25 protein-coding genes and 1 pseudogene are annotated in these 25,898 nt (G+C 72.0%); 19 read left to right on the top strand and 7 right to left on the bottom strand.

The window, feature by feature from the left end; all coding sequences use genetic code 11:
* The first annotated feature begins 24 nt into the window (after window positions 1–24).
* Window positions 25–1,575: a GMC family oxidoreductase N-terminal domain-containing protein gene (locus tag ACFZCY_RS20585; RefSeq protein WP_391174880.1), complete on the top strand. Its 1,551-nt coding sequence runs from the start codon at window positions 25–27 to the stop codon at window positions 1,573–1,575.
* A 279-nt stretch (window positions 1,576–1,854) separates the two neighbouring features.
* Here ACFZCY_RS20585 and ACFZCY_RS20580 read toward each other — a convergent pair whose 3' ends face one another.
* On the bottom strand, window positions 1,855–2,646 hold the full coding sequence (locus ACFZCY_RS20580; protein ID WP_391174877.1) for an IclR family transcriptional regulator C-terminal domain-containing protein: 792 nt from the start codon (window positions 2,644–2,646) through the stop codon (window positions 1,855–1,857).
* 115 nt (window positions 2,647–2,761) lie between these two features.
* Between ACFZCY_RS20580 and ACFZCY_RS20575 the strand changes: the two genes are divergently transcribed.
* The 5 genes from ACFZCY_RS20575 to ACFZCY_RS20555 all read left to right on the top strand — a co-directional run bounded on the left by ACFZCY_RS20575 (window position 2,762) and on the right by ACFZCY_RS20555 (window position 8,680).
* Window positions 2,762–3,736, top strand: a complete 975-nt coding sequence (locus tag ACFZCY_RS20575; protein ID WP_391174873.1) for a 5-dehydro-4-deoxyglucarate dehydratase — start codon at window positions 2,762–2,764, stop codon at window positions 3,734–3,736.
* Window positions 3,733–5,043, top strand: coding sequence for an enolase C-terminal domain-like protein (locus ACFZCY_RS20570; RefSeq protein ID WP_391174870.1), 1,311 nt, complete (start codon window positions 3,733–3,735; stop codon window positions 5,041–5,043). The genes ACFZCY_RS20575 and ACFZCY_RS20570 overlap by 4 nt, the downstream gene beginning before the upstream one ends.
* A gap of 205 nt (window positions 5,044–5,248) precedes the next feature.
* A complete protein-coding gene (locus ACFZCY_RS20565; protein ID WP_391174867.1) occupies window positions 5,249–7,198 on the top strand; it encodes a GDSL-type esterase/lipase family protein in 1,950 nt (649 codons plus the stop codon).
* 222 nt (window positions 7,199–7,420) lie between these two features.
* A complete protein-coding gene (locus tag ACFZCY_RS20560; protein ID WP_391174865.1) occupies window positions 7,421–7,639 on the top strand; it encodes a hypothetical protein in 219 nt (72 codons plus the stop codon).
* Window positions 7,640–7,780: 141 nt separating this feature from the next.
* Window positions 7,781–8,680: a MerR family transcriptional regulator gene (locus ACFZCY_RS20555; RefSeq protein ID WP_391174861.1), complete on the top strand. Its 900-nt coding sequence runs from the start codon at window positions 7,781–7,783 to the stop codon at window positions 8,678–8,680.
* On the opposite strand, the gene ACFZCY_RS20550 is transcribed toward ACFZCY_RS20555, so the two are convergent.
* The gene (locus ACFZCY_RS20550; RefSeq protein ID WP_391174857.1) at window positions 8,614–9,099 is read right to left on the bottom strand and encodes a zinc-binding dehydrogenase; all 486 of its coding nucleotides are present in this window, start codon (window positions 9,097–9,099) and stop codon (window positions 8,614–8,616) included. The genes ACFZCY_RS20555 and ACFZCY_RS20550 overlap by 67 nt on opposite strands.
* 23 nt (window positions 9,100–9,122) lie before the next feature.
* Here ACFZCY_RS20550 and ACFZCY_RS20545 point away from each other — a divergent pair.
* The 3 genes and pseudogenes from ACFZCY_RS20545 to ACFZCY_RS20535 form a co-directional block, all read left to right on the top strand.
* A pseudogene (locus ACFZCY_RS20545) lies at window positions 9,123–10,203 on the top strand (tetratricopeptide repeat protein); the annotation flags it as partial.
* Window position 10,204: 1 nt separating this feature from the next.
* Window positions 10,205–10,738: an NUDIX domain-containing protein gene (locus tag ACFZCY_RS20540; protein ID WP_391174855.1), complete on the top strand. Its 534-nt coding sequence runs from the start codon at window positions 10,205–10,207 to the stop codon at window positions 10,736–10,738.
* 103 nt (window positions 10,739–10,841) lie between these two features.
* Window positions 10,842–11,036: a hypothetical protein gene (locus ACFZCY_RS20535; protein ID WP_391175925.1), complete on the top strand. Its 195-nt coding sequence runs from the start codon at window positions 10,842–10,844 to the stop codon at window positions 11,034–11,036.
* 23 nt (window positions 11,037–11,059) lie between these two features.
* Here the strand turns inward: ACFZCY_RS20535 and ACFZCY_RS20530 are convergent, their stop codons facing one another.
* Window positions 11,060–11,581 carry a DinB family protein gene (locus ACFZCY_RS20530; protein ID WP_391174853.1) on the bottom strand — a complete coding sequence of 174 codons (522 nt, stop codon included), beginning with the start codon at window positions 11,579–11,581 and terminating at the stop codon, window positions 11,060–11,062.
* A gap of 122 nt (window positions 11,582–11,703) precedes the next feature.
* On the opposite strand from ACFZCY_RS20530, the gene ACFZCY_RS20525 reads away from it, so the two are divergent.
* From ACFZCY_RS20525 to ACFZCY_RS20505, 5 genes are all read left to right on the top strand, one after another.
* Complete coding sequence (locus ACFZCY_RS20525) at window positions 11,704–12,666, top strand: TIGR03557 family F420-dependent LLM class oxidoreductase (protein ID WP_391174850.1); 963 nt, start codon at window positions 11,704–11,706, stop codon at window positions 12,664–12,666.
* A gap of 412 nt (window positions 12,667–13,078) precedes the next feature.
* Window positions 13,079–14,212, top strand: coding sequence for a dimethylsulfone monooxygenase SfnG (gene sfnG, locus ACFZCY_RS20520; protein WP_391174848.1), 1,134 nt, complete (start codon window positions 13,079–13,081; stop codon window positions 14,210–14,212).
* 43 nt (window positions 14,213–14,255) lie between these two features.
* Window positions 14,256–14,810, top strand: a complete 555-nt coding sequence (gene ssuE / locus ACFZCY_RS20515; protein WP_391174845.1) for an NADPH-dependent FMN reductase — start codon at window positions 14,256–14,258, stop codon at window positions 14,808–14,810.
* A 5-nt stretch (window positions 14,811–14,815) separates the two neighbouring features.
* Window positions 14,816–16,015 (top strand): SfnB family sulfur acquisition oxidoreductase, encoded by a 1,200-nt coding sequence (locus tag ACFZCY_RS20510; protein ID WP_391174843.1) that lies wholly within the window; start codon window positions 14,816–14,818, stop codon window positions 16,013–16,015.
* 23 nt (window positions 16,016–16,038) lie between these two features.
* Complete coding sequence (locus tag ACFZCY_RS20505) at window positions 16,039–17,199, top strand: LLM class flavin-dependent oxidoreductase (RefSeq protein ID WP_391174840.1); 1,161 nt, start codon at window positions 16,039–16,041, stop codon at window positions 17,197–17,199.
* Between the two features lie 16 nt (window positions 17,200–17,215).
* Here ACFZCY_RS20505 and ACFZCY_RS20500 read toward each other — a convergent pair whose 3' ends face one another.
* A complete protein-coding gene (locus tag ACFZCY_RS20500; RefSeq protein WP_391174837.1) occupies window positions 17,216–17,731 on the bottom strand; it encodes a VTT domain-containing protein in 516 nt (171 codons plus the stop codon).
* Window positions 17,728–18,453, bottom strand: coding sequence for a methyltransferase domain-containing protein (locus ACFZCY_RS20495; RefSeq protein ID WP_391174833.1), 726 nt, complete (start codon window positions 18,451–18,453; stop codon window positions 17,728–17,730). Before ACFZCY_RS20495 ends, ACFZCY_RS20500 begins: the two co-directional genes overlap by 4 nt.
* 133 nt (window positions 18,454–18,586) lie before the next feature.
* On the opposite strand from ACFZCY_RS20495, the gene ACFZCY_RS20490 reads away from it, so the two are divergent.
* The 5 genes from ACFZCY_RS20490 to ACFZCY_RS20470 all read left to right on the top strand — a co-directional run bounded on the left by ACFZCY_RS20490 (window position 18,587) and on the right by ACFZCY_RS20470 (window position 23,442).
* Window positions 18,587–19,792, top strand: a complete 1,206-nt coding sequence (locus ACFZCY_RS20490) for a histidine kinase (RefSeq protein WP_391174830.1) — start codon at window positions 18,587–18,589, stop codon at window positions 19,790–19,792.
* Window positions 19,789–20,439: a response regulator gene (locus tag ACFZCY_RS20485; protein WP_391174827.1), complete on the top strand. Its 651-nt coding sequence runs from the start codon at window positions 19,789–19,791 to the stop codon at window positions 20,437–20,439. The genes ACFZCY_RS20490 and ACFZCY_RS20485 overlap by 4 nt, the downstream gene beginning before the upstream one ends.
* A 131-nt stretch (window positions 20,440–20,570) precedes the next feature.
* On the top strand, window positions 20,571–21,332 hold the full coding sequence (locus ACFZCY_RS20480) for a hypothetical protein (protein ID WP_391174824.1): 762 nt from the start codon (window positions 20,571–20,573) through the stop codon (window positions 21,330–21,332).
* A 68-nt stretch (window positions 21,333–21,400) separates the two neighbouring features.
* Window positions 21,401–22,102, top strand: coding sequence for a response regulator (locus tag ACFZCY_RS20475; protein WP_391174820.1), 702 nt, complete (start codon window positions 21,401–21,403; stop codon window positions 22,100–22,102).
* The gene (locus tag ACFZCY_RS20470; RefSeq protein WP_391174817.1) at window positions 22,099–23,442 is read left to right on the top strand and encodes an ATP-binding protein; all 1,344 of its coding nucleotides are present in this window, start codon (window positions 22,099–22,101) and stop codon (window positions 23,440–23,442) included. Before ACFZCY_RS20475 ends, ACFZCY_RS20470 begins: the two co-directional genes overlap by 4 nt.
* A 40-nt stretch (window positions 23,443–23,482) precedes the next feature.
* On the opposite strand, the gene ACFZCY_RS20465 is transcribed toward ACFZCY_RS20470, so the two are convergent.
* Window positions 23,483–24,385 carry a LysR family transcriptional regulator gene (locus ACFZCY_RS20465; RefSeq protein ID WP_391174814.1) on the bottom strand — a complete coding sequence of 301 codons (903 nt, stop codon included), beginning with the start codon at window positions 24,383–24,385 and terminating at the stop codon, window positions 23,483–23,485.
* Window positions 24,345–25,895, bottom strand: a complete 1,551-nt coding sequence (locus ACFZCY_RS20460; protein WP_391174813.1) for an MFS transporter — start codon at window positions 25,893–25,895, stop codon at window positions 24,345–24,347. The genes ACFZCY_RS20465 and ACFZCY_RS20460 overlap by 41 nt, the downstream gene beginning before the upstream one ends.
* Between the last annotated feature and the right edge of the window lie 3 nt (window positions 25,896–25,898).

Below are 25,898 nucleotides of genomic sequence, written 5' to 3'. Positions count from 1 at the left end.
GACTCCGTGAGGGAGGACAGGCCCGTGGACGAGTTCGACTACGTGGTGGTGGGCGGCGGTACGGCCGGGTCGGTCGTCGCGGCCCGGCTGAGCGAGGACCCGTCGGTGTCCGTGTGCCTCCTGGAGGCGGGCCCCTCCGACGTCGGCGACGACAGCATCCTGCGGCTGGACCGGTGGATGGCGCTGCTGGAGTCCGGCTACGACTGGGACTATCCCGTCGAGCCGCAGAAGAAGGGCAACAGCTTCCTGCGCCACGCCCGCGCCCGGGTGCTGGGCGGCTGCTCCTCCCACAACTCCTGCATCGCCTTCTGGGCCCCGGCCGAGGACCTGGACGAGTGGGCCGCGGGCGGCTGTACGGGGTGGAGCGCCGAGGAGACGTACCCGCTGTTCCGGCGGCTGGAGAACAACGACGCGCCCGGGGACCACCACGGCCGCGGCGGCCCGGTCACCCTGCGCACCGTGCCGCCCCACGACCCGTGCGGCCGGGCGCTGCTGGCGGCCTGCGAGGAGGCGGGCATCCCCCTCACCCCCTTCAACACCGGCCGGACGGTCGTACGCGGCGCCCACTGGTTCCAGATCAACGCGCGCGAGGACGGCACCCGCTGCTCCGCCTCCGTCGCCTACCTCCACCCGGTGATGTCCGGCCGCCCCAATCTGTCCGTACGCACCGGGCTGCAGGCCAAGCGGCTGCTGCTGGACGCGGACCGGCGCTGCATCGGCGTCGACTACCTCGCGCCCGACCTGATTCACACCCACACCGTGCACGCGCGGCGCGAGGTCGTCGTCTCCTGCGGCGCCATCGACACCCCGAAGCTGCTGATGCTGTCCGGTATCGGGCCCGCGGACCATCTGCGCGAGACGGGCGTGGAGGTGATCGTGGACTCCCCCGGTGTCGGCGAGAACCTTCAGGACCACCCCGAGGGCGTCATCATGTGGAACGCCGAACAGCCCATGGTCCGCGACTCCACCCAGTGGTGGGAGATCGGCATCTTCGCCGCCACCGAACCCGATCTCGACCGGCCCGACCTGATGTTCCACTACGGCTCGGTGCCGTTCGACATGAACACCTACCGCCACGGCTATCCGACGTCCGAGAACGCCTTCTGCCTCACGCCCAATGTCACCCGCGCCCGCTCCACCGGCACCGTACGGCTGCGCACCCGCGACTTCCGCGACAAGCCGAGGGTCGACCCCCGCTACTTCACCCACGACCACGACATCCGCGTGATGATCCACGGCCTCCGCCTGGCCCGCGACATCGTCGCCCGCCCCGCGCTGGCCCTGTGGGCGGGCGCCGAACTCGCCCCGGGCCCCGACACGGACACCGACGACGACCTGTTCGCGTACGTCCGCGACACCCACAACACCGTCTACCACCCGTCCTGCACGGTGAGAATGGGCGCCCCCGACGACCCGGCCGCCCCGCTCGACCCACAGCTCCGGGTCAAGGGCGTGACGGGCCTACGCGTCGCCGACGGCTCGGCGATGCCGCACCTGGTGGCCGTCAACCCGTGCATCACCACGATGATGATCGGCGAAAAGGCCGCCGACATGCTGAAACGCCGCCATCCCTGAGCCCACGCCGCAGGCGAACGCCACGACCCGGGCAGGGTGCGAGGGCGGGCGCCTCGGTCCATGGCGAGCGCTGCCGGGAACCCCGGAGCCGGGCCGGGCACGGCCGGGCGGCGGGAGCCCGAGGCCCGAGCCGAAGCCGGGGCCCGGCTGGGCCCCGAGCCGAGACCCAGACCGAGCCCGGGAACCCGGCTGGACCCGGAGCCGGGCCCCGGCTCCGGAACGGGGGGCCGGGGGCCTGCCCCCGGTTCCGGGAAGGGGCGGGGTGGGGGAACACACCCCCTACCGCCACTGCGTCGCCGCCCCGCCCGCCCTAGGCACCACCGCTTCGATCTTCTCCCGGATCTCCCGCATCACCGCCACGATCCGCTCCTCCCGGCCCTCCGTCAGCCGCGCCGTCGGCACCGAGCAGCTGATGGCGTCCACCGCGGGCGCGTCGTACCGCAGGGCGAAGCCGAAGCCCACGATGCCGGTGACACCCTCCTCGCGGTCCACCGCGTAGCCGCGTTCGCGGGTGCGGGCCAGGTCGGCGACCAGGGAGGCCCGGTCCCGGTGGGTACGGGGGGTCAGCGGCTCCAAGGGCCCTTCCGGCAGCGGGAGTCCGTCGTCGGGGCGCTCCGCGAGCAGCGCCTTGCCGAGGGCGCCGACGTACGCGGGGAGGCGGCGGCCCACCCGGCTGAAGGGCCGCAGGTATTCGTGCGACTCGCGGGTGGCGAGGTAGACGACATCGCCGTCGTCCAGCCGGGCGAAGTGGATGGTCTCGCCGAGCGCGTCGGACGCCTCGTCCAGGTAGGGCCGCGCGGCCCGCACCCGCGGGTCGCTGTCGAGGTAGCTGGTGCCCGTCAGCAGGGCCCGGATGCCGATGCCGTACAGCGAGCCGGTGACGTCGGTGCGCACCCACCCGCGGTCGATCAAGGTCTGCAGCAGCGCGTACATGCTGCTGCGCGGCACGTGCAGCTCCTCGGCCAGCTCCCGCAGCCGGGCGGGCTGGTCGCCGCGGGCCGCGAGCAGTTCGAGGAGCTGCACGGTGCGGCCCGCCGACTTCACTTCGCGTACGCCACCGGTTTCCGCCATGGGCCGCATCGTAATCCGGACCACGGCAGCGAAGTCCCACCTATTGACGCCCCCGCGTGCACATTCCTAATCTCTATCTTCATACGTAGACGTCATCTACATAGGGAGACGAGTGATGACGGCCCTCACGGCCGATGCGGCGACGACGGCGGCCCGGCTGCGCGACGGGATGGCGAGCGGCGTGCTCTCGTTCCCGCTGACCAGCTTCACCGACACCAAGGGGGGCCAGGGCGACGGCGCGACCGCGCTCGACCTGCCCGCGTTCCGCGACTACCTCGCGGCGCAGATCGAGACCGGCCCGGGCGCGATCTTCCCGGCGTGCGGTACGGGGGAGTTCTTCTCCCTGGACGAGGACGAGTACCGCGAGGTCATCACCGCGGCCGTCCGCGAGGCCGGCGGCCGGCTGCCGGTCGTGGCGGGGATCGGCTACGGCTGGGCGCAGGCGGCCCGGTTCGCCCGGATCGCGGAGGAGGCGGGCGCGGACGCCGCGCTCGTCCTGCCGCACTACCTGGTGAAGGGCCCGCAGTCGGGGCTGGTCGAGCAGATCCGGCAGATCGCCGCCCGCACCCGGCTCCCGCTGATCGCGTACCAGCGCGACCAGGTCGCCTTCACCATGGACAGTCTGCGCGAGCTGGTCCGGATCCCGGGCGTCATCGGACTCAAGGACGGGCACAGCGACCTGGACCGGCTGCAGCGCCTGAAGCTGGCCGCGCCGGACGACTTCCTGTTCTTCAACGGCGCCGCGACCGCCGAGGTCCAGGCCCGCCCGTACGCCAGCATCGGCATCACCGCGTACTCCTCGGCCGTGCACGCCTTCGCCCCCGAGATCGCGAACGCCTTCTTCACCGCCCAGCGCGACGGCGACGACGCTACGGTGGAGCGGCTGTTGCGTGACTTCTACGTACCCCTGGTCGAGCTGCGCGACCGCGTCCCCGGCTACGCCGTTTCGCTGGTCAAGGCCGCGGCGCGGCTGCGCGGGCGGCCGGTCGGCCCGGTGCGCGCACCGCTCACCGACCCCGGCCAGGACGATCTGGCCGACCTCGAAGCCCTTCTGACCACCGGACTCGACCTCGTGGGAGCCGCACGATGACGCAGACGTCGCAAGCGCAGGATCTGGCCATCGCCGAGGTGCGGCTGACGCCCATCCTCGTCGCCGACCCGCCGCTGCTGAACACCCAGGGCGTCCACCAGCCCTACACCCCCCGGCTGATCATCGAGGTGGTCACCGAGGGCGGGACGACCGGCATCGGCGAGACGTACGGCGACACCAAGTACCTCGACCTCGCCCGCCCGCTGGCCGAGAAGCTCCCCGGGCACAGCGTCACCGACCTGAACGGGCTCTTCACCCTGGCCAACGAGGTCGCGGTGGACTCCTCCCGGGTCGAGAACTCCGTCGACGTCGGTGGCTTGCGCGGCGTCCAGACGGCGGACAAGCTGCGGCTGTCGATCCTCTCCGGCTTCGAGGTGGCGTGCCTCGACGCCTGGGGCAAGGCGGCCGGGCTGCCGGTGCACGCGCTGCTGGGCGGCAAGGTCCGCGACCGCGTCGAGTACAGCGCGTACCTCTTCTACCGCTGGGCCGAGCACCCGGACGGCGTCGCCGCCGAGGCGGACGACTGGGAAGCGGCGGTCGATCCGGCCGGGGTCGTGGCGCAGGCCGAGCGCTTCGCCCGCGACTACGGCTTCACCTCCTTCAAGCTCAAGGGCGGCGTCTTCGAACCCGACCAGGAGATCGCCGCGATCCGCGCCCTGGCCGAGCGCTTCCCCGGTCAGCCGTTGCGCCTGGACCCGAACGGCGCCTGGTCCGTGCCCACGTCGCTGCACGTGGCGGAGGAGCTGCGGGACGTCCTGGAGTACCTGGAGGACCCGACCAGCGGTACGCCCGGGATGGCCGAGGTCGCCGAATCCGCCGGCGTCCCGCTGGCCACCAACATGTGCGTGACCACCTTCGGGGAGATCCGGGAGGCGTTCACCAAGGGCGCGGTGCAGGTCGTCCTCTCCGACCACCACTACTGGGGCGGGCTGCGCAACACCCGCGAGCTGGCCGCCATCTGCCGCACCTTCGGCGTCGGCCTGTCCATGCACTCCAACACCCACCTGGGCATCAGCCTGGCGGCCATGACGCATGTCGCGGCCACCGTGCCCAACCTGGACTACGCGTGCGACAGCCACTACCCGTGGCAGACCGAGGACGTGATCACCCAGCGCCTCACCTTCCGCGACGGCCGTCTCGACGTGTCCGACGCCCCCGGGCTCGGCGTCGACCTCGACCGTGACCGGCTCGCCGTACTGCACCAGCGCTGGCTGGACGACGACGGCACGATGCGGGACCGCGACGACGCCGCCGCGATGCGCGTCGCCGACCCGGAGTGGACGACCCCGGCCATTCCGCGCTGGTAGTCCGCCCGGCCGGACGTCAAGCCGTCAGCCCGGGCCGGGCCGCCGAGAGGGCGGTCCGGGCCGGGTTGTGCGCTTCACCTTGACGTTGAACCGATTCAACGCTTCCATCGTGACCGCACCCCGCGCCTGGGAGCGCTCCCAGGCGGCACCCCCCACGCCCGCCGCGAGAGGACCCCCTCCGATGCGAAGACTCTTAGCAGTTGTCATGACCGCGTCGCTACTCTTCCTGGGGCTGAGCCTGAGCGCCACCGCCGCCCACGCGGCCCGGGCCACCCCCGCGAAGGCCCTGGGGAACGGCTCGGTGACCGACCCGAACATCGTCTACACCGGCCGCTGGGACCTCGGCTCCGCCACCGCCGCCGTCCCCAACTGGACCGGCGGCTACCTCCAGACCGCGTTCACCGGGACCACGGTCAAGGTCAAGGCCCGGAACGCGGTGAACTTCTACGCCAGCGTCGACGGCGGCGCCGACGTCTTCTACGCGGGCGTCAAGGGCACCGTCGACCTCACCCCGAAGCCACTCCCCCAGGGCACCCACACCCTCCGCGTGTCCTACCGCTCCGGTGACACCGTCTTCCAGGGCCTGGTACTCGACGCGGGTGCGGGCACCACCACCCCGCGCGTGCCCGGCAAGCTCATCGAGTTCGTCGGCGACTCCATCACCGCCGGCGCCCTCACCGACCGGCTCGCGCTCGACTCGTACGGCTGGAAGACCGGCGAACAGCTCGGCATGCGCCACACCCAGATCGCCCGCGCGGGCTACTGCCTGGTCGCCAAGAGCGGCTGCGTGGGCCTGGCCGGCCAGTTCTTCAAGACGGCCTCCACCGGCGACCAGAACTGGGACTTCTCCCGCTACCAGGCGAACGCCGTCGTCATCAACCTCGGCACCAACGACATCGGGCACGGCGTCACCGGGCCCGAGTTCCAGTCGGCGTACACCACCCTCCTCCGCGACATCCGCGCGAAGTACCCGAACGCGGCCCTCTTCGCCGTCCAGACCCTCAAGAAGCGGTACCTGGCGGAGACCAAGGCGGCCGTGAGCGCGCGCAACGGCGCGGGGGACGCGAAGGTGACGTACGTGGACACCAGCGGCTGGCTCACCGACGGCACCGACTACGAGGACGGCAACGGCCACCCCAACGAGGCCGGCCACACCAAGTTCGCGAACCGCCTGGCCCCCGTCATCAGCGCCAAACTGGGCACGGCCGCCATGAAGTCCGCCGCCGCCCCGGGCCGGCCGGGCGACCCCAACATCAAGCTCAGCGGCCGCTGGGACACCACGACCTCCGCCACCGCCTACACCCCGTACTGGGCGGGCGCCTACTTCCGCACCGGCTTCACCGGCCGCACCGTCAAGCTCAATCAACGGGGCGCCATCGACCTGTGGGCCAGCATCGACGGCGGCCCCGCCACCTTCTACGACGAGGCCAAGGGCACGGTGAACCTCACCCCCACCCCGCTCGCCGCCGGAAACCACACCCTCCAGGTCAACTACCAAGTCATCGCGGGCAGTTACCACGGTGACGCGGTCTTCCAGGGCCTGACCCTCGACAGCGGCGCCACCACCTTCGCCCCGCCCGCCCCGAAGAAGCTGATCGAGTTCGTCGGCGACTCCATCACCGTCGGCACCACCACCTCCCAGAACGCCCGCACCGCCTACGGCTGGCTCATCGGCGAACGCCTCGGTGCCGACCACACCCAGATCGCCCAGGGCGGCGCCGCGCTCGTCGACACGGCGGACGACCGGATGAGCCTGGAGCAGCAGTTCACCAAGCTCAACCCCAACGCCGCCACGCCCGCCTGGGACTTCTCCCGCTACCAGGCCAACGCCGTCGTCATCAACCTCGGCACCAACGACGTGGGGCGCGGCGTGAGTTCGGCGCAGTTCCAGGCGTCGTACACCAGCCTCCTGCGCAAGGTCCGCACCGCCTACCCGGGCGCCTGGATCTTCGCCCTGCGCACCTTCAGCGGCCGCTTCGGCACCGAGACCAAGGCCGCCGTCACCGCCTTCGCCGACGCCAGGGCTTCGTACATCGACACCACCGGCTGGCTGGCCGCCGGAGACCTCTCCGACTCCGTCCACCCGAACGACCAGGGCCACCGCACCATCACCACCCGCCTGGCCCCTCTCATCTCCGCCAGGCTCGGCGGCTAGGGCGTGTTTCAGGTTCGGATTACTGTGCGCGATCAAGATGTGGGGCGAGGGGATCTTTTGGGACCTGCCGTTCGAGTACGGACCGTGGCAGACGGTGTATGGACTGTTCCGGAGACGGCAGCGTCGGGGCGTGTGGGCCGCCCGCTGCGGGTGCGAGGCGATAAGGCGTACGCTTCGCGCGCGAATCGCGCCTACCTGCGCAGACGTGGCATCAGGTGCACAATGCCTGAGCCGGCCGATCAGGTCCGCACCCGCAGGCGCCGCGGACGTGGCGGTGGCCGTCCGCCCTTCTTCGACCGCGAGGACTGCAAGGCCCGGCACGCGGTCGAATGCCGGATCAGCCGTCTCAAGCAACACCGGGCCGTGGCGCCCCGGTTTGACAAACTTGCGGTTCGGTTCGAGGCGACGGTTCAGGTGGCGGCGATTCATCAGTGGCTGTGAGCCCTCAGCCTGCCGTCGTGCGGAGGCCCCAGCAGGGGCGCATTTCCTGGCGCGGGGCGGTGTGTATGGGGTTGCACCTTCCGTAGCGGCATGTGGTCCGGTGGACTCACGTCCCGATCCCTTGAGGAAAGGTCCCTGCTCATGCATGCGTCTTTCATGCCACCCCGCCAGGTCAAGATCGGTGACGCGGCGGCCTTCGCCGGCAGCACGCCACGGGCGATTCGCCATTACCACGCGATCGGCCTGCTCCCCGAGCCTGAGCGGGGCGGCGATGACCGCCGCCGCTACGGATACGAGGACATGATCCGCCTACTGTGGATCCGCAAAATGGCCGACGCCGGGATCGCCCTGGACGACATCCGTGACGCCTTCACCACCGGCATGGCTTCCGCCGGTGCGGACAGCGAAGACGGTATCGCGGGCATCCTGGAGCGGTTGGAGGAAACCCTCGCCGAGCAGGAGGCGGAAGTGCGGCGGCAACGGACCGCCGTGCAGCGGATGCGCACCGAAGGCAGCCGGATGGGCCTGCTCTCCGACTTCGTCACCGAACGCCTCAAGAGCCTGCCCGAGGGCTCCCTGCGTCAGGCGGACTTGGACAGTCTGCTGGTCACTGAGCGGATCTTCGGCCCGCTCGGCGCGGCCGTCCAGGCCACCCGCTTCGTCGTCCTGGCCACGCATCCCACTCTGCGGGAGGATTCCGACCGCATCGATGACGCCGAGGAGGCACTCGATGACAGCGTCGCCGTCGATGATCCACGGGTGACTCAAGTGGCCGTCGAGCGGCACGCCTTCGAATGCGCCCTGCAGGCCGTCATCGAGGAGTCCGGCCTGGGCAAGGACGACGATGCCCTCTGCGACGCCTGGGACACATTGCACCCTGCAACCGCCGATGACGGCGAGGACGAGGCCGACCTCAGCTCTGGCAGGCGGGAGGCTGACTCCATGAGCGTGTTCGAAGCCACCGGCAAGATGCCCTACGACTTCTCCCCAGCCCGCCTGCGCTGTATGGAACTGGTCCAAGAGCTATCCGCCCAAGACTGACCCGCTACCTCAAACACGGCCTGGGCCCGGCCCGGACGATCATGTGCGGAGTCACCGCGTGCGACCCGCAGAACCGCTTTGCCGGAGACCCGGCGCCCGCGAAGGGCCTCGGCGGCTTCAGCGAAGCGGTCCCAGGGGCCCCGCCAGCCGATCTCGACCGTGAGGGACCCCTTAGCGGCGAGCTCGGTGAGAACGGCCAGGTCCGGGCCGGTATCGCCCTCGATGACGAAGGACGTCAGCGACTTGGCCGGGCCGACGGTCGCATACGGGGGAAAGACCGCTGGCTCACCGGACGTCCAGCCGACGCTCTGCACACTGCCCCCGGGAGCGAGCAGATTCCACGCCGCGACCAACTGGTGGCCGCCGACACTGTCGATGACCACATCGACCGGTCGCCGCAGTCCCTCCAAACCGATCATCGTCCAGTGACGAAAGCACCTCGCCACTGGGCAGTGATCCCGCTGCCACAGCCTCTGGCCTCGGCCGTTTGGACGTCGAAAGGCGGCACTTCCTCACCGTGGCCACCTTCACCGTCGGCCATGTGGCGATGCCACTGACGTACGACCACGAGGCGGTCTCCCGCATGCTCCGCGCCCGTACTCCCGGGGCCGGTATCGGAAGCGAAGAGGTCAACGTCGTCCGTGCGGTCACCGCTGCTTTCAGCGCGGCAGACGAACGCCTCGGCGGAGGTCACGGGCTTACGACCGTCGCCGCGTACCTTGCCGACACCGCCGCTCCCATGCTCGCCGGGCGCTTCCCCAACGAAGCCGTCCGCCAGGCTGCTTTCGGTGCCGTGGCCGAACTCGCCTACCTGGCTGGATGGAAACACCACGACCTCGGCCACGAAGGAGCAGCACAGCGCTACTACCTCGTCGGCTACCAACTGGCCTGCGAGGCGGACCCACACGGTCACGCCGCCTGGATGATGCGAGCCCTGGCCCACCAAGCGCTCTCTCAAACAACCTCAGTACTGCGTCGATCTCATCGAAGCAGCTCTGGGGCGCGGGCTCGGTCACGTAGACGGTCAGACCGAGGCCCTGCTACACATCACCCGCGCCCGCGCCTACGCCGCCGTCGGCCCGCATCCCTCCGCTGCCAAGGCGCTCCTGGCCGCTGAGAACGCACTCACCCGCAGCGACGGGCCCCAGCCCAGCTTCTCCCTGGTCAGCGGCCCCGCATCAGGCACTGTCGCAAGCCATACCGCCCGCACACTCACCGACCTCGGCGACCACCAGGGAACCGAGCAGCAGCATCGCGCGGCCCTTCTCTGCTGGGATCCGCACAAGTACAAGCGTGTCCATGCGCTCACATACGCCGACCTCGGCGACAGTCTTGCCGCCCAGGTCCGCGCGGATGAAGCCGTAGCGGCCTGGTCCCAAGCCCTGGCACTCATGGACGGTATGACGTCCGACCGCACCCGCAAAGCCATCCGCTCCATTCGCCCCGCGCTCGCCGTGTACCAGCGACGCAAGGTCCCCGGCGCGGCGGATCTGGCCCGGCGTGCTCAGGAGACCCTGCTCTAGCATGCAAAACAACCCTGCCGACGAAGGGACCGCCATGGCCGAACAGAACGCCGGCGACAAGCCCCGAGCGCTCAAGCCCGCCACCGAATCGATGACGCTCCTGGTAGCTGGTGTGATCGTCCATGACAAGGAAAGGGGCAGAGTTGTCCTTCTCCAGCGTGGGCCCAACGCCAAGTTCGCGCAGGGCATGTGGGACCTCCCGGTAGGCAAAAGCGACCCGGGCGAGCCCATCACGGAAACCGCCGTCCGGGAGCTACGCGAAGAAACCGGCCTGGTGGTCGACCCCAAGTCGCTCCGCGTCGCCCACATCATTCACGGCGCCTGGGGCGTCGAAGCCCCAGGCGGCTTCCTCACCGTTGTCTTTGCCAGCCACGAATGGACCGGTGAACCGATCAACGCAGAGCCCGGAAAGCATGCTCAGGTGCGCTGGGTGGACACCGACGCCATTCCGGACGCGTTCGTATCGACAACCGGCAGCGCCCTCGCCCAGTACCTCAGCGGTGGCGCGGAGGTGTCCCTCGACGGTTGGGGCTGAGCGCATACGGCAGCGTGCCGAACAGCACACATGCCAATTGCGATGGGCTCATCCTCGGGCTGAGAAGATGCGCGCACCACAACAGAAGGAGGGGTGGAGCGTGATCGTGCTCGCATTGGCCGTCGTCCTGGTGCTCGTCGCCGGAGGGTGTGTCTGCGTCGTGTGGGCGGCGCGGGGCGGGCCGCGCTGGGTGCGCGCGGTGTCCAGCGTGACCTTGGGCATGGGTGAGGTGGTGCGCAGTCAGTCCAAGCGCGGCCGCAGGAACTCCGGCGGCGGCACCCTGGGGGACGACGGCTGACCGGCGGCGCGGGCGCTACGGGCTCATGACGCGGCCCGCAGCAGGCGGAGCTGGCCGATCTCGGTGGCGTTCTTCATGAGTTCGGCGTTCACCCAGGCGACCATGTGGGCGACGGTGTGCCGCGGATCGTGGTGCCAGGGGAACGGGGCGGTGGCGTCCAGCTCGGCGTCACCGAGCCCGTCCAGCACCGCCAGCCAGTCGTCGCGCAGGCCCCGCAGCCACTCGATGGCCGCCTTCCCGCCCCCCGGCCATACGATCTCCGTGCGCTCCCGGGGCACCCGCCCCCGGGCGTGGTCGATGGTCACGCTCCACCACCAGCCGATGTGCCAGCTCACCCAGCCGATCGTGGGCACCGGCACGGGGTCGGGCTCGGTGTCGGCCCAGTCCGGCACCCAGGTGCCGTCGGCGGCCTGGCGCATCGTCCAGCAGTGGGCCGTAGGTTCCCAGAGGAAGTCCCCCGGCTCCAGCCGCTCCAGGTGGTAGTCGAAGAGCGACCAGGTCAGGTCGAACTGCCAGCGCAGCAGATCGCATCGGGAAGCACTCATCGTCCGACCCTGGCACGCCATCGCACACCGCGAAAAATGGTTATCCGGGCCCGGGTGCCGGGGCCGGGCGTTCATCCCCGGGAGACGGGTTTGAAAGCGGGGCAAACCGGTACCCGTGAGCCATGCGATGGGGATACACGATGATGACCGAGCAAGCCGGACCGCGTCAGCTCGTGGAGGACGTGGTCCGGGCCGAGCAGGTCGGTTTCGACTTCTCGGTGACGTCCGACCACTACTTTCCGTGGCTGGAGTCCCAGGGGCACTCCCCCTACGCCTGGAGTGTGCTCGGGGCGGCCGCGCAGGCCACGTCGCGGATCCCGCTGACGACGTTCGTGACCTGCCCGAGTGTCCGCTACCACCCGGCGGTGGTGGCGCAGAAGGCCGCCACGCTGCAGCTGCTGTCCGAGGGCCGGTTCCGGCTCGGGCTGGGGTCCGGCGAGAACCTCAACGAACACGTGGTGGGCAGCGGCTGGCCGGCGGCCGACATCCGGCAGGAGATGCTGGAGGAGGCCGTGGAGATCATCCGCGCACTGTTCAAGGGCGGCTACGTCAACCACCGGGGCACGCACTTCGACGTCGACTCCGCCAAGCTGTGGGACCTGCCCGACGAGGCGCCGCCCATCGGGCTCGCCGCGTCCGGCGAGGTGTCCTGCAGGCTGGCCGGGCAGCAGGCGGACATGCTGATCGCCACCGAGCCGAAGCCCGAGCTGGTGGATGCCTTCGAGCGGCACGGTGGCGAGGGCAAGCCGCGCATCGGCCAGCTGCCGATCGCGTACGACACCGACCGGGACGCGGCGATCGCCCGGGCCCATGACCAGTTCCGCTGGTTCGGCGGCGGCTGGAAGGTCAACTCCGAGCTGCCGGGCCCGGCCTCCTTCGAGGGCGCCACGCAGTACGTACGGCCCGAGGACGTGGCCGCGTCCCTCCCGTGCGGGAATGACGTCGGGGAGTTCACGGAGAAGCTCCGCCCGTTCGTCGAGGCGGGCTTCACGGACGTGGCCCTGGTCCAGATCGGCGGGGAACACCAGGAGCCCTTCTTCGACTGGGCCGAGAAGCAGCTGCTGCCCGCCCTCCGGGAGCTGTAGCGGCGCACGACGCGAGCAACACCGGCTGGGCCGCGGGATTTCCGCGGCCCAGCCGCTTTCGTATGCGTGTCCGGGATATGGAATCCGGGCCGGGCCTTCTTGACCTGCCGGACTTTCCCCTGCTTGTATCGATGGCATGAAGCGACAGGACCTCACGCGGCGACGCCACGTCGACCTTGCGCGTGTCTCCAGCGCGTCCTGTTGCTGTCGGGCCTGAGCGAACGTTTCGGATCCCTCGACTCCTTCCGCGTCGCCGCCCCTCCCCTTCCTCAGCACCCCTGACCTGACCAGGCACGGTCCAGGGCTGTTTTCTTCCGGCCGCCGCCTTTCCGCGTAACCCGCCTCATTTCCCACCGCGGCTGCCGTTTTCACGTGCGCCTGAGTGCCCGTATTCACGTTCCGGGAGTTCCCCATGCCCGTACATCCCCCTGCCCAATTCCCCAACGACCCGCTGCGCTTTGCCTATTGGGTGCCGAATGTCAGCGGCGGTCTGGTCACCAGCGGCATCGAGCAGCGCACCGACTGGGGCTACGACTACAACCGCGAGCTGGCCGTGCTCGCCGAGAACAGCGGCTTCGACTACGCCCTCAGCCAGGTGCGGTACATGGCAAGCTACGGCGCCGAGTACCAGCACGAGTCGACCAGCTTCAGCCTCGCGCTGCTGCTCGCCACCCAGCGGCTGAAGGTCATCGCCGCCGTGCACCCCGGGCTGTGGCATCCGGGGGTCCTGGCCAAGCTGGGCGCCACCGCAGATCAGCTGTCGGGCGGGCGGTTCGCGGTGAACGTGGTCAGCGGCTGGTTCAAGGGCGAGTTCACCGCGCTCGGCGAGCCGTGGCTGGAGCACGACGAGCGCTACCGCCGCGCGGAGGAGTTCATCCGCGCGCTGCGCACGATCTGGACCGAGGACCACGCCGAGCTGGCCGGGGACTTCTACCGGATCCGGGACTTCTCGCTCAAGCCCAAGCCCCTGAACAGCGCCGAGCGCCCGCATCCGGAGATCTTCCAGGGCGGCAACTCCACCGCGGCCCGCGCCATGGCCGGCCGGGTCTCCGACTGGTACTTCAGCAACGGCAAGGACTTCGACGGGGTCACCGAGCAGATCCGGGACGTACACGCCTCCGCCGCCACCGCGGGCCGCACCGCTCCCCGCTTCGGCCTCAACGCGTTCCTCATCGCCCGTGACACCGAGGCGGAGGCCCGCGACACGCTGCGCGAGATCGTCGCCAAGGCCGACACCGACGCCGTGCACGGCTTCCGCGACGCGGTGCGGCAGGCGGGACAGTCCACCGCCGACGGCAAGGGCATGTGGCAGGACTCCTCGTTCGAGGACCTGGTGCAGTACAACGACGGCTTCCGCACCGGGCTGATCGGCACCCCCGAGCAGATCGCCGAGCGCATCGTCGCCTACAAGCGGCTCGGCGTCGATCTGTTCCTCCTCGGCTTCCTGCACTACCTGGAGGAGGTCGAGTACTTCGGCACACGCGTGCTGCCGCTGGTGCGCGAGCTGGAGGCACAGCTGCCGGACACCGAGCCCGCGCTCGCCTGACCCGCCCGCCCCACCGCCCGCAACCCTCCTGAAAGGGGCCACCATGGCCACCGTCCTGTCCGTCTCCGGCTCCCCCTCCGCCACCTCCCGCACCGCCCGGCTGCTGCGCCACCTCGACACCCGGCTCACCGACCAGGGCCATGAGGTGATCCCGCTCGACGTCCGCACCCTCCCCGCCACCGCGCTGCTCGGCGCCGACTTCGGGCATCCGGACATCGTCCGGGCCAGGACGCTGGTCGAGCAGGCGGACGGGGTCGTCGTCGGCACCCCCGTCTACAAGGCCGCCTACTCCGGGCTGCTGAAGTCCCTGCTGGACCTGCTGCCGCAGTACGCGCTGGCGGGCAAGACCGTGCTGCCGCTGGCCACCGGCGGCAGCACGGCGCACGTCCTGGCCATCGACTACGCGCTGCGGCCGGTGCTGTCCTCGATGGGCGCCGCGCACATCGTGCAGGGCTGGTTCACGCTCGACAAGGACATCAACACCACCGCCGACGGCGGAGTGATCGTCACCCCCGGCGCGGCCGAGGCGCTGGAGCAGGTCGTCGACCAGTTCTCCGTGGCGCTGGGGCAGCGTCCCGTGCTCGCGGCGGCGAGCTGACGCCGATGTCCGCGCATCCCGAAACCGCCCACCGCGTCGCCGACGACGCGGAGGCGCTGGAGGTGGCCGCGAAGCTCGCCGAGGAGTTCCGTACGGGCGCGGCCGGGCGCGACGCGGACCGCGCCCTGCCCCGCGCCGAGCTGGACCGGCTGTCCGCGTCCGGGCTGCTGGCCATCACCGTCCCGGCCGGGCACGGTGGCGCGGACGTCTCGGCCGCCACCCTCGCCGAGGTGTTCCGGCTGCTGGGCGCCGCCGACGCCAGCCTCGCCCAGATTCCGCAGAGCCACTTCGTGTACGTCAATGTGCTGCGCCGCCAGGGCACACCGGAGCAGCAGGCGTTCTTCTTCGCCGAGGTGCTGGCGGGCAGGCGGTTCGGCAACGCCCAGTCGGAGGCGGGGACGAAGCACATCCAGGACATCCGCACCCGCCTGGAGCCGCGCCCCGACGGCTCGTACCGGCTGACGGGCGTCAAGCACTACTCCACCGGCGCCCTGTTCGCCGACTGGATCCCGGTGCTGGCGCGCGGAAACAACGAGGAGCTGTACGTGGCGTACGTGCCACGGCGGGCGCCCGGGGTGACGGTGGTGGACGACTGGGACGGGATGGGCCAGCGCACGACCGCCAGCGGCACCGTACGGCTGGACGGCGTGGCCGTGCCCACTGACCGTGTGGTGCCGCATCACCTCACCTTCCGCGGGCCCCAACTGCACGGCGCCGTGGCCCAGTTGCTGCACACGGCCATCGACGCGGGCATCGCCTCGGGCGCGCTCGCGGAGGCGGTGGCGTTCGTCCGCGCCAAGAGCCGTCCGTGGTTCGAGAGCGGTTTCGAGACGGCCGCCGAGGACCCGCTGCTCATCCAGCGCTTCGGTGAACTGGCCGTCCAGGTGCGGTCGGCCGAGGCGCTGCTGTCCGCCGCCGCGCGGGCGGTGGACGCCGCCCGCGCGGATCTCACCGACGACACCGCGGCCGAGGCGTCGATCGCCGTGGCCACCGCGAAGGTGTCGGCGGCCGCCGCGGCGGTGGAGGCGGGCAGCGCGCTGTTCGAGGTGTCCGGCACCCGCTCGGCACTGGACTCCCTCAACCTCCACCGCCACTGGCGGGACGCCCGTACGCACACCCTGCACGACCCGCCCCGCTGGAAGATCCAGCACATCGGCCGCTACGTGCTGAACGGCACCCCGCCGCCCCGGCACGGCCTTCTGTAACACCCCTGATTGGAGTCGCACCCATGTCCCTCACCTTTCACTGGTTCCTGCCCACCAACGGCGACAGCCGCCATGTCGTCGGCGGCGGCCATGGGACGCCCGTCACCGCGGCCGGTGGCGACCGTCCGCCGTCCGTCGGCTACCTGACCCAGATCGCCCGCGCCGCCGAGGACCTGGGCTTCGTCGGGGCGCTGACGCCGACCGGGGCATGGTGCGAGGACGCATGGCTGACGACCGCGATGGTCAGCCAGCACACCGAGCGGCTGAAGTTCCTGGTGGCGTTCCGCCCCGGTTTCGTCTCCCCCACGCTCGCCGCGCAGATGGCCTCGACCTACCAGCGGCAGACCGGCGGGCGGCTGCTGCTGAACGTGGTCACCGGGGGCGAGAGCCACGAGCAGCGGGCGTACGGAGACTTCCTCGACAAGGAGGCGCGCTACCGGCGCACCGGTGAGTTCCTGGAGGTCGTGCGCGGGCTGTGGGACGGCAAGACGGTGGATCTGGCGGGCGAACACCTCCAGGTGGCGGACGCCTCCCTGGCCCGGCTGCCCGACCCGGTGCCCGAGGTGTACTTCGGCGGCTCCTCCCCCATCGCCGGTGAGGTGGCGGCCCGCCATGCGGACGTCTACCTCACCTGGGGCGAGCCGCCCGCCCAGGTCGCGGAGAAGATCGCCTGGATCCGGGGGCTCGCGGCCGAGGAGGGCCGTAAGATCCGCTTCGGCATCCGGCTGCACGTCATCACGCGCGACACCAGCGAGCAGGCGTGGGCGGAGGCCGGGCGGCTGCTGGACGGCTTCGATCCGGAGACCGTGCGGTCCGTGCAGGAGGGGCTGGCGCGCAGCGAGTCCGAGGGGCAGAAGCGCATGCTCGCGCTGCACGGCGGTGGCCGGGACGGGCTGGAGATCCACCCCAATCTGTGGGCGGGCATCGGCCTGGTGCGCGGCGGCGCCGGTACGGCCCTGGTCGGCAGCCACGCGGAGGTGGCGGAGCGGATCGCCGAGTACCACCGGATCGGGATCGACGAGTTCGTGCTGTCCGGCTATCCGCATCTGGAGGAGGCGTACTGGTTCGGCGAGGGCGTGCTGCCGCGCCTGCGGCAGCAGGGGCTGTGGTCCCATCCGGCCCGTCCCGCCGCCGCCGCGCAGCCCGCCGCGCAGGTGCCGTTCGCGGCGGCCGGGAGCCGGTGACGGCCCACCGGAACCGTCAGGGCGCACCGGCCGCCAAGGTCGCGGCGGCGTATCCGGCGCCCGCTTCGGCGATGGCCCACAGGCAGGCGGCGGTGGCGCTGTAGGGGGCGATGCGGTGGTAGGGCAGGTGGGTGGCGCCCGCGAAGTGCGGGGCGAGGGTGCGGACCACGGGCAGGAAGCGGGCCAGGAAGACGGCCCGGCCGCCGTGGCGGGCCATCAGCGCCTCGGCACGCCGCCAGGCCGTGTCGGGGACCCTTCGCCCGATGCGGCCTGTCCGCAGCCGGCCGCCCAGGAGCGCGCCGGTGCGGTGGGCGAGGAAGTCACCCGCGACGACGGCCCCGGCCGCGGTCGCCATGACGGCGAGGAGGCTGATGTGGCCCGTGCGGGCCAGCGCTCCGGCGGTCAGCAGCAGCGTGAGCGTGGGGACGAAGGCGCCGATCAGCAGGATCGACTCGGCCAGGACGGCCAGCGCCACCACCGGGTAGGCCGAGTCGGGCGGAAGATGGCCGAGGAGGTCGGACGGCGCGTTCACCGACGCTCCAGGTCCTGGGGGCGCGGCTGGTCGCGAGGGGAGCCGAGGGGGCGTCGCAGGTGCCAGACGTGGGCCGGCGGAAGGTTGGCCCACACGGTCCAGCGGCCCGTGGCGTACCTGCGCTGGTAGCCGGCCATGACCTCGTGCACCTCGGCGTGCCGGCGAGCCTCGGCCCGTGACGCGGTCAGGGCCCGGGCCCCGCGGGTGCCGACGTAGGCGAAGTAGGTCAGGGTGCCGCCGGGGTGCAGCATCTCCAGGTACCGGGCCATGATGCGGTCGACCTGCGCGGGGGTGAAGTTGGTCAGCGGAAGCCCGGAGACGATCACGTCGTAGCGCTGGTCGGTGCCCAGGTGCTCGACGTACGTCTGGTGCACGGCCACCTGCCGGGGCGGGCCCGCCAGGTGGGGGTGGGTGGCGACGAGGTGGCGCAGGCGCGCGGCGAACCGCGGATTGGCCTCGACGATGTCCAGGCGGCTGCTCCGGGACAGCCGGGGTATCAGGGTGCGGGTGACCGCGCCGGTTCCGGCGCCCGCTTCCAGGACGGCCAGCGGGCGGGGAGCCCGGGCCCGCAGGGGCTCGGTCAGGGCGCGGGCGAGGGCCTTGCCGCTGGGGGCGACCGCGCCGGTGGTCCGCATGTCGCGGGCCGCCTCGATGAGGAACATCCAGCCCTCGGCGCGGCGCTGCGCCAGGACACGGTCGTGGGAGGTGGTCCGGTCGTTCATGGTGAACGACGCTAGAAACCCGCGTCCCGGGCCGGATCCGTCGTTGTGCGACGGCCGCTCCCTACGAAAGTAGGGGGTCGGCGTAGCGGATCGTCGGTCGGGCGGGCGGGGTGGCCTGCCTAGGATTGCCGGAATGAGCCGGCGAAAGGGTGCGAGGGCCGCGTACGGACGGGCCGTGCTGGTGGTGGCGCTGGGCGCGATCGCGGTGCAGAACGGCGCGTCGGTCAGCGAGGGCGGCTATCTGGCCCCCGCGCCCGTGGCCACGCTGCTGTGCGGGGTGGCCCTGCTCGTGCGCCCGCTCCCCTGGCAGGTCGCCCCGCTCCTGGCCACCGCGGCCACGTCGTGGTGGGGATGGCCCGTGCTGCCGCTGCTGCTGGTCGCCTTGTTCGACCTGGCCGCGCACCGCCGGGCCCGGGTGGCGGTGACATGCGTCGCCGCCGCGCTGGGCGGCAACCTGGTCACCCGGCCCGCGACATCGCTGTGGACGCCGCAGCAGTACGGCTCCGTCGTGTTCCTGCTGCTGGTCGTGGTCGGCGGCCTGTGGCTGGGCAACCGGCGGCGTCTGGTCGCCGCGCTGGCCGCCCAGGTCGACCACCTGCGGGTCGAGTCGCGGCTGCGCGAAGAGGCGGCCCGGGCCGCGGAGCGGTCCCGTATCGCCGCGGAGATGCATGACGTGCTGGCGCACCGCCTGAGCCTGATCGCCCTGCACACCGGCGTCCTGGCCACCAAGGGCGACACGCTGCCCGCGCCGGTGGCGATGCGCCTGGGCCTGCTGCGCACGGCGTCCACCGAGGCGCTGGCCGACCTGCGCGATGTACTCGGCGCCCTGCGCGACCCCGACTCCGCTCCCGTGCATGCCGCGCTCGCGCCCGTGGTGCGGGACGTACGGGAGCTGGCCGACGAGGCCCGTGCCGCCGGGCAGCGCGTCGAGCTGACGGCCGACGGCCCTCCCGAGCGGGCTCCCACCACCCACCGGCTGGCCGTGTACCGCATCGTCCAGGAGGCGCTGACCAACGCCCGCAAGCACGCCGACGGCGCCGAGGTGGCCGTACGCGTCGACTACCGGCCGCCCGCCACGCTGGTCGAGGTCACCAACGCACCCGGTACGCCCGGCACGGGCAGCGCCGTCGACTCCGGCTACGGGCTCGTCGGCCTGCGCGAACGGGTCACCGCCCTCGGCGGCCACCTGGACGCCGGGCCCGCCGGGGTGGGGACCTGGCGGCTGGCCGCCCGCATCCCCCACCCGACCGGCACCCACCCGATGGGCACCGAACAGAACGACACCGGACAGAACGAGACCGGACAGAACGGCACCGAGCAGAACGGCACCCGCACATGATCCGCGCCATGATCGTCGACGATGACGCCTTGGTCCGCCTCGGCCTGGCCGACCTCCTCGAAGGCAGCCAGGACATCGAGGTCGTCGCCCAGGCCGCCGACGGTCTCCAGGCCGTCGAGCAGGCAACCGCACACCGCGTCGACGTCGCCCTCGTCGACGTACGCATGCCCCGCATGGACGGCATCACCGCCACCACCCGGCTGCGGGCCCTGCCCCACCCGCCGAGGGTGATCACCCTGACCACCTTCGACCTCGACGAATACGTCTACAACGCCCTCGCCGCCGGGGCGGACGGCTTTCTGCTCAAGGACACCGACCCGGCCGAGATCCTGCGCGCCGTCCGCCTGGTGGCCGCCGGTTCGGCCATGCTCCACCCCACCGCGGCCCGCCGCCTCATCGACCGCTACCACGCCACCACCCGGCCGAAGGCCACCGCCGCCCGGGCCCGGCTGGACCGGCTCACTCCCCGGGAGCGGGAGGTGCTGACCCTGCTCGCCCGAGGCGATACCAACGCGGACATCGCCACCCGCCTCGCCATGCGGGAGAGCACCGTCAAGGCCCACGTCAGCCGCATCCTGGCCGCGTTGGAGGTCACCAACCGCGTCCAAGCCGCCCTCCTGGCCCGCGACGCGGAACCGACCGCCTGACCGGCCGGCCGCTCGCCCTCGGAGCCCGGCTCCTGATGCCTGCCCCTGACATCGTGTCAGGGTGTTCTCCGGGGCCCGTCAGGGAACTTCCGCATGGGCTGAGGCGGCCGGGAGCGGCCAGGGTCGAGGGCATGAAGAGAATCGTGACCGCACTCCGCCGTGGCCGCCTCGTGTCCGGAGTCGGCGCCGTGGCCGCCGCCCTCGCCCTGACCGCCGCCGTCCAAGCCCCGGCCTTCGCCCAGCCCGGCGCCTCGGTCCGGCCCGGCGCCGCCACCGTGCCCGTCCCCACCCCGGAGTCGCTCGCCCCCGCCTACGCCGACTGCCCCGAGGATCTGCCCGAGGGCGCCGACCGCACGAAGTGGCGCTGCGAGGTGACGGCCGCGTACGGGCGGATCAAGCTCGGCGGGATCGACCTCCCCGACATCAAGCCCATCACGCTCGTCCACGCCGAGGGCCCGCTGCCCGACGGCACGTTCGGCCAGGTCTTCGGCTCCGTACGCGCCGAGCCGACACCGGTGCCGGGCGCTCCGGGGCTGTCCGTCCGGGCCGAGTACGGGGGGTACGCCGACTTCCTCACCAGCGGCGCCGTCGATCTGAAGTTCCGGCTGGCCTCCCCGCTCCTCAACCGGGCGTGCGCCATCGGCACGGACGGGCACCCCGTAAAGCTCCGCCTCACGAAGGACGCGCCGAGCACCTGGCTGTCCCAGGACCCGCCGCTGGTCCGCTTCCCCGCGCGCGACGACACCTTCACCACGCCCGCGGCCACCGGCTGCGGTCCCCTCGGCCGGGCGCTCAACCACCGCTTCGCTCTGCCCGCCGCCTCCGGTGAAAGCGTGGTCACGTATACGGCGTACTACACCTTCAGGACGTACGACCGCCTCCCGTCCGCCTGAGCGGACTCGCCGACCGACGGCCGAGATAGTACGCACCGCCCCCGGAGCCGGGCTGCCAAGATGAGCGAATGATCTACCCAGCCGATACACAACGGTCGACTGCGGATCAGACACGGCTGTTACTGGTCGAGGACGACCGGGAGACCGCAGACATGCTGGCCGAATTGTTCGTCTCAGAGGGCTATGACGTCGAGGTGGCGTACGACGGCCACCGGGGGCTCCATCTCGGCCTCGGCCGACGTCATCAGGTGATGGTCATCGACCGGATGCTGCCCGGCATCGACGGCCTGGACCTGGTGAAACGATTACGGCGGGTCGGTGTCACCACCCGGGTCCTGGTGCTGACCGCGCTGGGCGAGCTGGGTGATCGGGTCACCGGCCTCGACTCCGGTGCGGACGACTACCTGGTCAAGCCGTTCGAAGTGGACGAACTGCTGGCCAGGGTGCGGGCGCTGCACCGGCGCGACCTCGCGGACGCCGAACTCCTGCCGCTCGGCGACGGGGACGGGCAGCTGGACCTGCGGCGCCACGAGGTCCGCCTCGCCGACGGCAGCCGGATCGAGCTGTCCCTGCGCGAGTTCGGCCTGCTGCACGCGCTCGCCGACGGCCCCAAGCGGGTGCACGACCGCTCGCACCTGCGCGAGCGCGTGTTCCCCGATACCTCGGCGGAGTCCATCGTCGACACCTATGTCTACTATCTGCGGCGGAAACTGGGCCGTGACGTCGTCCGCACCGTGCGGGGGCGCGGCTACCAGTTGGGCTCGCTGTGATCTCCCTTCCGGTCCGTCTCCCGCGCCGTCCGGCTCCCGGCCCCGAGCAGCGGCGGCTCGCCTCCGCCCAGTGGTCGATCACCCTGCGCATCTCGCTGGTGATGTCGGTGATCATGCTGCTGGTCGTGGCCATCGTCTACTCCGTCGTGCTGTTCGCCCAACGCGCCGACGCCGAGCGCGAGACGCAGTGGGGCATCCAGCACAACACCGTCGACAGCCCGCCGGTCTGCATGTGGATCACCGTGGAGCGGGACGGAGTGCTCCGCAGCACCCGCGGCACCCCGGACGGCCTCCCCGTGACGTCCAGCCTGAACGCGGTCCGGGCGGGCGCTCCCCCGGTGCTGGAGCGGGTGGAGCGCGGTGGCGAGCAGTACACGGTACGCACCGCGCGGCGCGGCGACGAGATCGTGCAGGCGGCGTACGGCGAACGGTTCCAGCGGGCGGACCGAAAGCACCTGTTGCTGGCCTTCGCGACGGCCGAGTCGATCGGTCTGCTGCTCGTCGCCGTGGCGAGCGGCAGGCTCGCGCGGCGGGCGATGACGCCGCTGTCCGAGGCCCTGGACCGGCAGCGGCGGTTCGTCGCGGACGCCAGCCACGAACTGCGCACCCCGCTGACCCAGTTGCACACCCGCGCCCAGCTGCTGGCCCGGCGCTCCGGTTCGGAGCGCCCGCAGCAGCTGGCCGCCGACCTCCAGCGCCTGGTGACCGGCACCCGGCAGCTCGGTGACGTCATCGACGACCTGCTGCTGTCCGCGCGGCTGTCGCAGTCGCCGGGCTCGTGCGATCCGGTCGACCTCGCCGCGCTCGCCGAGGAGGCGGTGGCCGCCGAGGACGCCCGGGCCCAGTCGATGGGGCTGGCCGTGCGGATGCGGCAGGGGTCTGGGCGGCATGTGGTGATGGGCACCGCGCCTGCGTTGCGCCGGGTGATCGCCGCGCTGGTCGACAACGCGATGGGGCACACGCCGCCCAGAGGGGAGGTCGTGGTGTCCGTGGACGCCCCGCGTCCGGGGGTCGTGTCGCTGTCCGTACGCGATACGGGTGTGGGCATCGCGCCGGAGGACGCCGACCGCCTCTTCGAACGGTTCGCCCGGGGAACGGCCGGGCGGGGCAGGCGGTTCGGGCTCGGTCTGGCGCTGGCCCGTGAGGTGGTCGAAAGCCATCGGGGACGGATCACCGCCGGTGGACGGCCGGGGCACGGCGCGCTGTTCACTGTCGAGCTTCCGGCGGCGCGGGCCGGCGACACGACCAACGATGCGACCGGCGACACGATCCCGCGGCAGCGGTCGATCGCGGCGTGCCTGTCCGTAGTGGCCCGGCAGCCGGGCGACCCCGGGCGCTGACCGCACGCCCGGGCGCGTAGCCGTCCAACCCGTCCGGCGGTCATGAGGCGCGCGGGCGGCACCAGTCGAGCGCGCCCGCGTCGATGTCCTCGGCCAGCTCGGCCAGCGGCGAACCCGCCGGCCACACCAGCCGGGTCCGGCGCCACAGCCGCCCGTTGGCCAGCCGTTTCAGGGCGATGCCCGGGCAGCGGTCGCCCGGGGCGGCGAAGACGCCGACCGCGTTCCCGGCGCCGACGATGGCCGCCGCGGTGGTCTGGTCGGCGCCGAAGTAGCGGAACCGAGGGGTGAAACCGGCCCGCTCGCAGGTGATCCGCAGGCTGAGGCCCAGGCCGTCCGACCGGTCCCCGGGGGCGACCCAGATCTCCTCGGCCAGCTCCTCCAGGGTGATCAGCTGCCGGTGGGCCAGCCGGTGGCCGGGGGCCAGGCCGATCAGCACGGGTTCGGTGCCGAGGTCTCGTACGGTGAACTCGCGGACCGCGGGCGGGCCGACGTCCGGGAACTCGCTGATGACCGCGAGCGCGATCTTCTCCATACGCAGCAGCTCCAGCACGGCCTGGGAGGAGGGCTCCAGGTACGTCAGCTGTTCGTGGTGCGGCAGCCGCTCCCGGATGAGCGCGGCGATCAGCGGCACCCAGGGGTTGTCCACGCCGCCCAGCGCGACGGCCTGCGGCGGTTCGGCGGGCTGGGCGAGCGTACGGGCCGTGGCGATCAGATCGCCGAACTCGTCCAGCAACTCCCGGGACCGGCCCACCACATGAACACCCAGCTCGGTCGGTACGACGCCCTGCGGACGGCGCCGGAACAGCGGCCCGCCCAACTCCTGCTCGATACGCCGGAGTTGGGTGGAGAGACCGGATTGCGCGATGTTCAGCGTGGCGGCAGCGCGGCTGATACTGCCGGATTCAGCCACGGTGAGCACGATCCGCAGGTGGCGCAGACCCATATCCACTTCCTGCCTCCGTCGGTGATGGTCGTGGCCGGAAATAACCGATGACGAGTACGGCACCGGCCAGGGACAGCAGCGCCGTCCACGTGGCGGTGACGTAGAGGGCGTGCAGATAGGCCCGGTCGGCGGCGGCGAGGAGTTCGGGCCGGTTCAGCGTCGCGGCCACCGCCCGGGTGGCCTCCGCGGAGTCCAGCGCCCGGCCCCGGGGCCCGGGGGCCAGCCCGTCGAGCGCGGGCCGGATCTCGCCGCGATAGGAGGTGGCGAGCACCGAGCCGAGGACCGCGACCCCGAGGGTGCTGCCCACGGGCCGGGTGGCGGCGCTGATGGCCGCGCCCGCGCCGGTGTACCGCGCGGGCAGGACGGCCATCATCTCCGCCGTCATCGGCGCCACCACCAGCCCGATACCGGCGCCCTGGACGAACAGCACCACCGCGATCGAGGCCACCGGAGTGTCCGCGTCGAAGAACACGTACGCGCCGAAGGTGGCGCTGGAAAGGAGGATCCCGGCGACCGCGCACCACCGCACGGTGAGCCACCGGGCCAGCGCCGGGGAGATCTGGTTGCCGAGGACGATGCCACCCGCCGCGGCGGCCATCACCACTCCGGCGGCCAGCGCCGACAGGCCGTGCACCCCCTGCAGATAGAAGGCGCAGTAGAAGAGCTGCCCGGCCAGGCCGAAGAAGAGCAGCAGCAGGGTCACGCTGCCGCCCGCGAAGCGCGGCTCGGTGAAGAGCCGCACGTCGAACCCCGGCGACTCCCGGCCGCTCTGCGTCCGTACGAACACCGCCAGCAGCACGACCCCGGCCGCCGGCGGCAGCAGCGCGGCCGGGCTCGCCCAGCCGGACGGGCGGCCGCCCTGGATGACGCCGTACACCACCAGGCCAAGACCCAGCACGGAGAGCAGCAGGGCCGCCGGGTCGAGCACCCGGCGCTCGGCGTAGCGCAGCTCGGGCACCAGCAGCGCCACCCCGGCCAGGCATACGGCCACCACCGGCAGGTTGACGAGGAACACCGACCCCCACCAGAACCGGGTGAGCAGCGCGCCGCCCACCACCGGCCCGGCCGCGACGGCCGCGCCGCCCGCCGAGGCCCACACCGCGATGGCGCGGGTGCGGTGGGCGGGCGCGGTGCCACGGGTGACGATCGCCAGCGTCGCCGGGGTGATGAGCGCCCCGCCCGCGCCCATGAACCCCCGGGTGACGATGAGTTCGGTGGCACCGGGCGAGAACGCGGCCAGCGCGGAGGCGACGGCCAGGAGCAGCAGCCCGCCGGTCAGGGTGCGGCGCGGCCCGTAGCGGTCGGCGAGGGCGCCACCGGCGAAGCTGCCCGCGGCGAACACCAGCGAGTACGAGGCGTTGGCCCACGCCAGCTCCGCGGAGTCGGCGCCGAGGCCGCGTACCGGGTCGGCGAGGGTTTCCATCGCCACGTTGAGGACCGTGTTGTCCAGCAGGACCAGCGTCTGCGCCAGGACCGCCACGGCCACGGCCCACCACGGCCGCCGTGTCACGGC

Source organism: Streptomyces sp. NPDC007983, from assembly GCF_042958345.1.
In the GTDB taxonomy this organism is placed as follows: domain Bacteria; phylum Actinomycetota; class Actinomycetes; order Streptomycetales; family Streptomycetaceae; genus Streptomyces.
The sequence above is the reverse complement of the archived record's forward strand: the minus strand, read 5'-3'. Positions and strand labels throughout refer to the sequence as shown.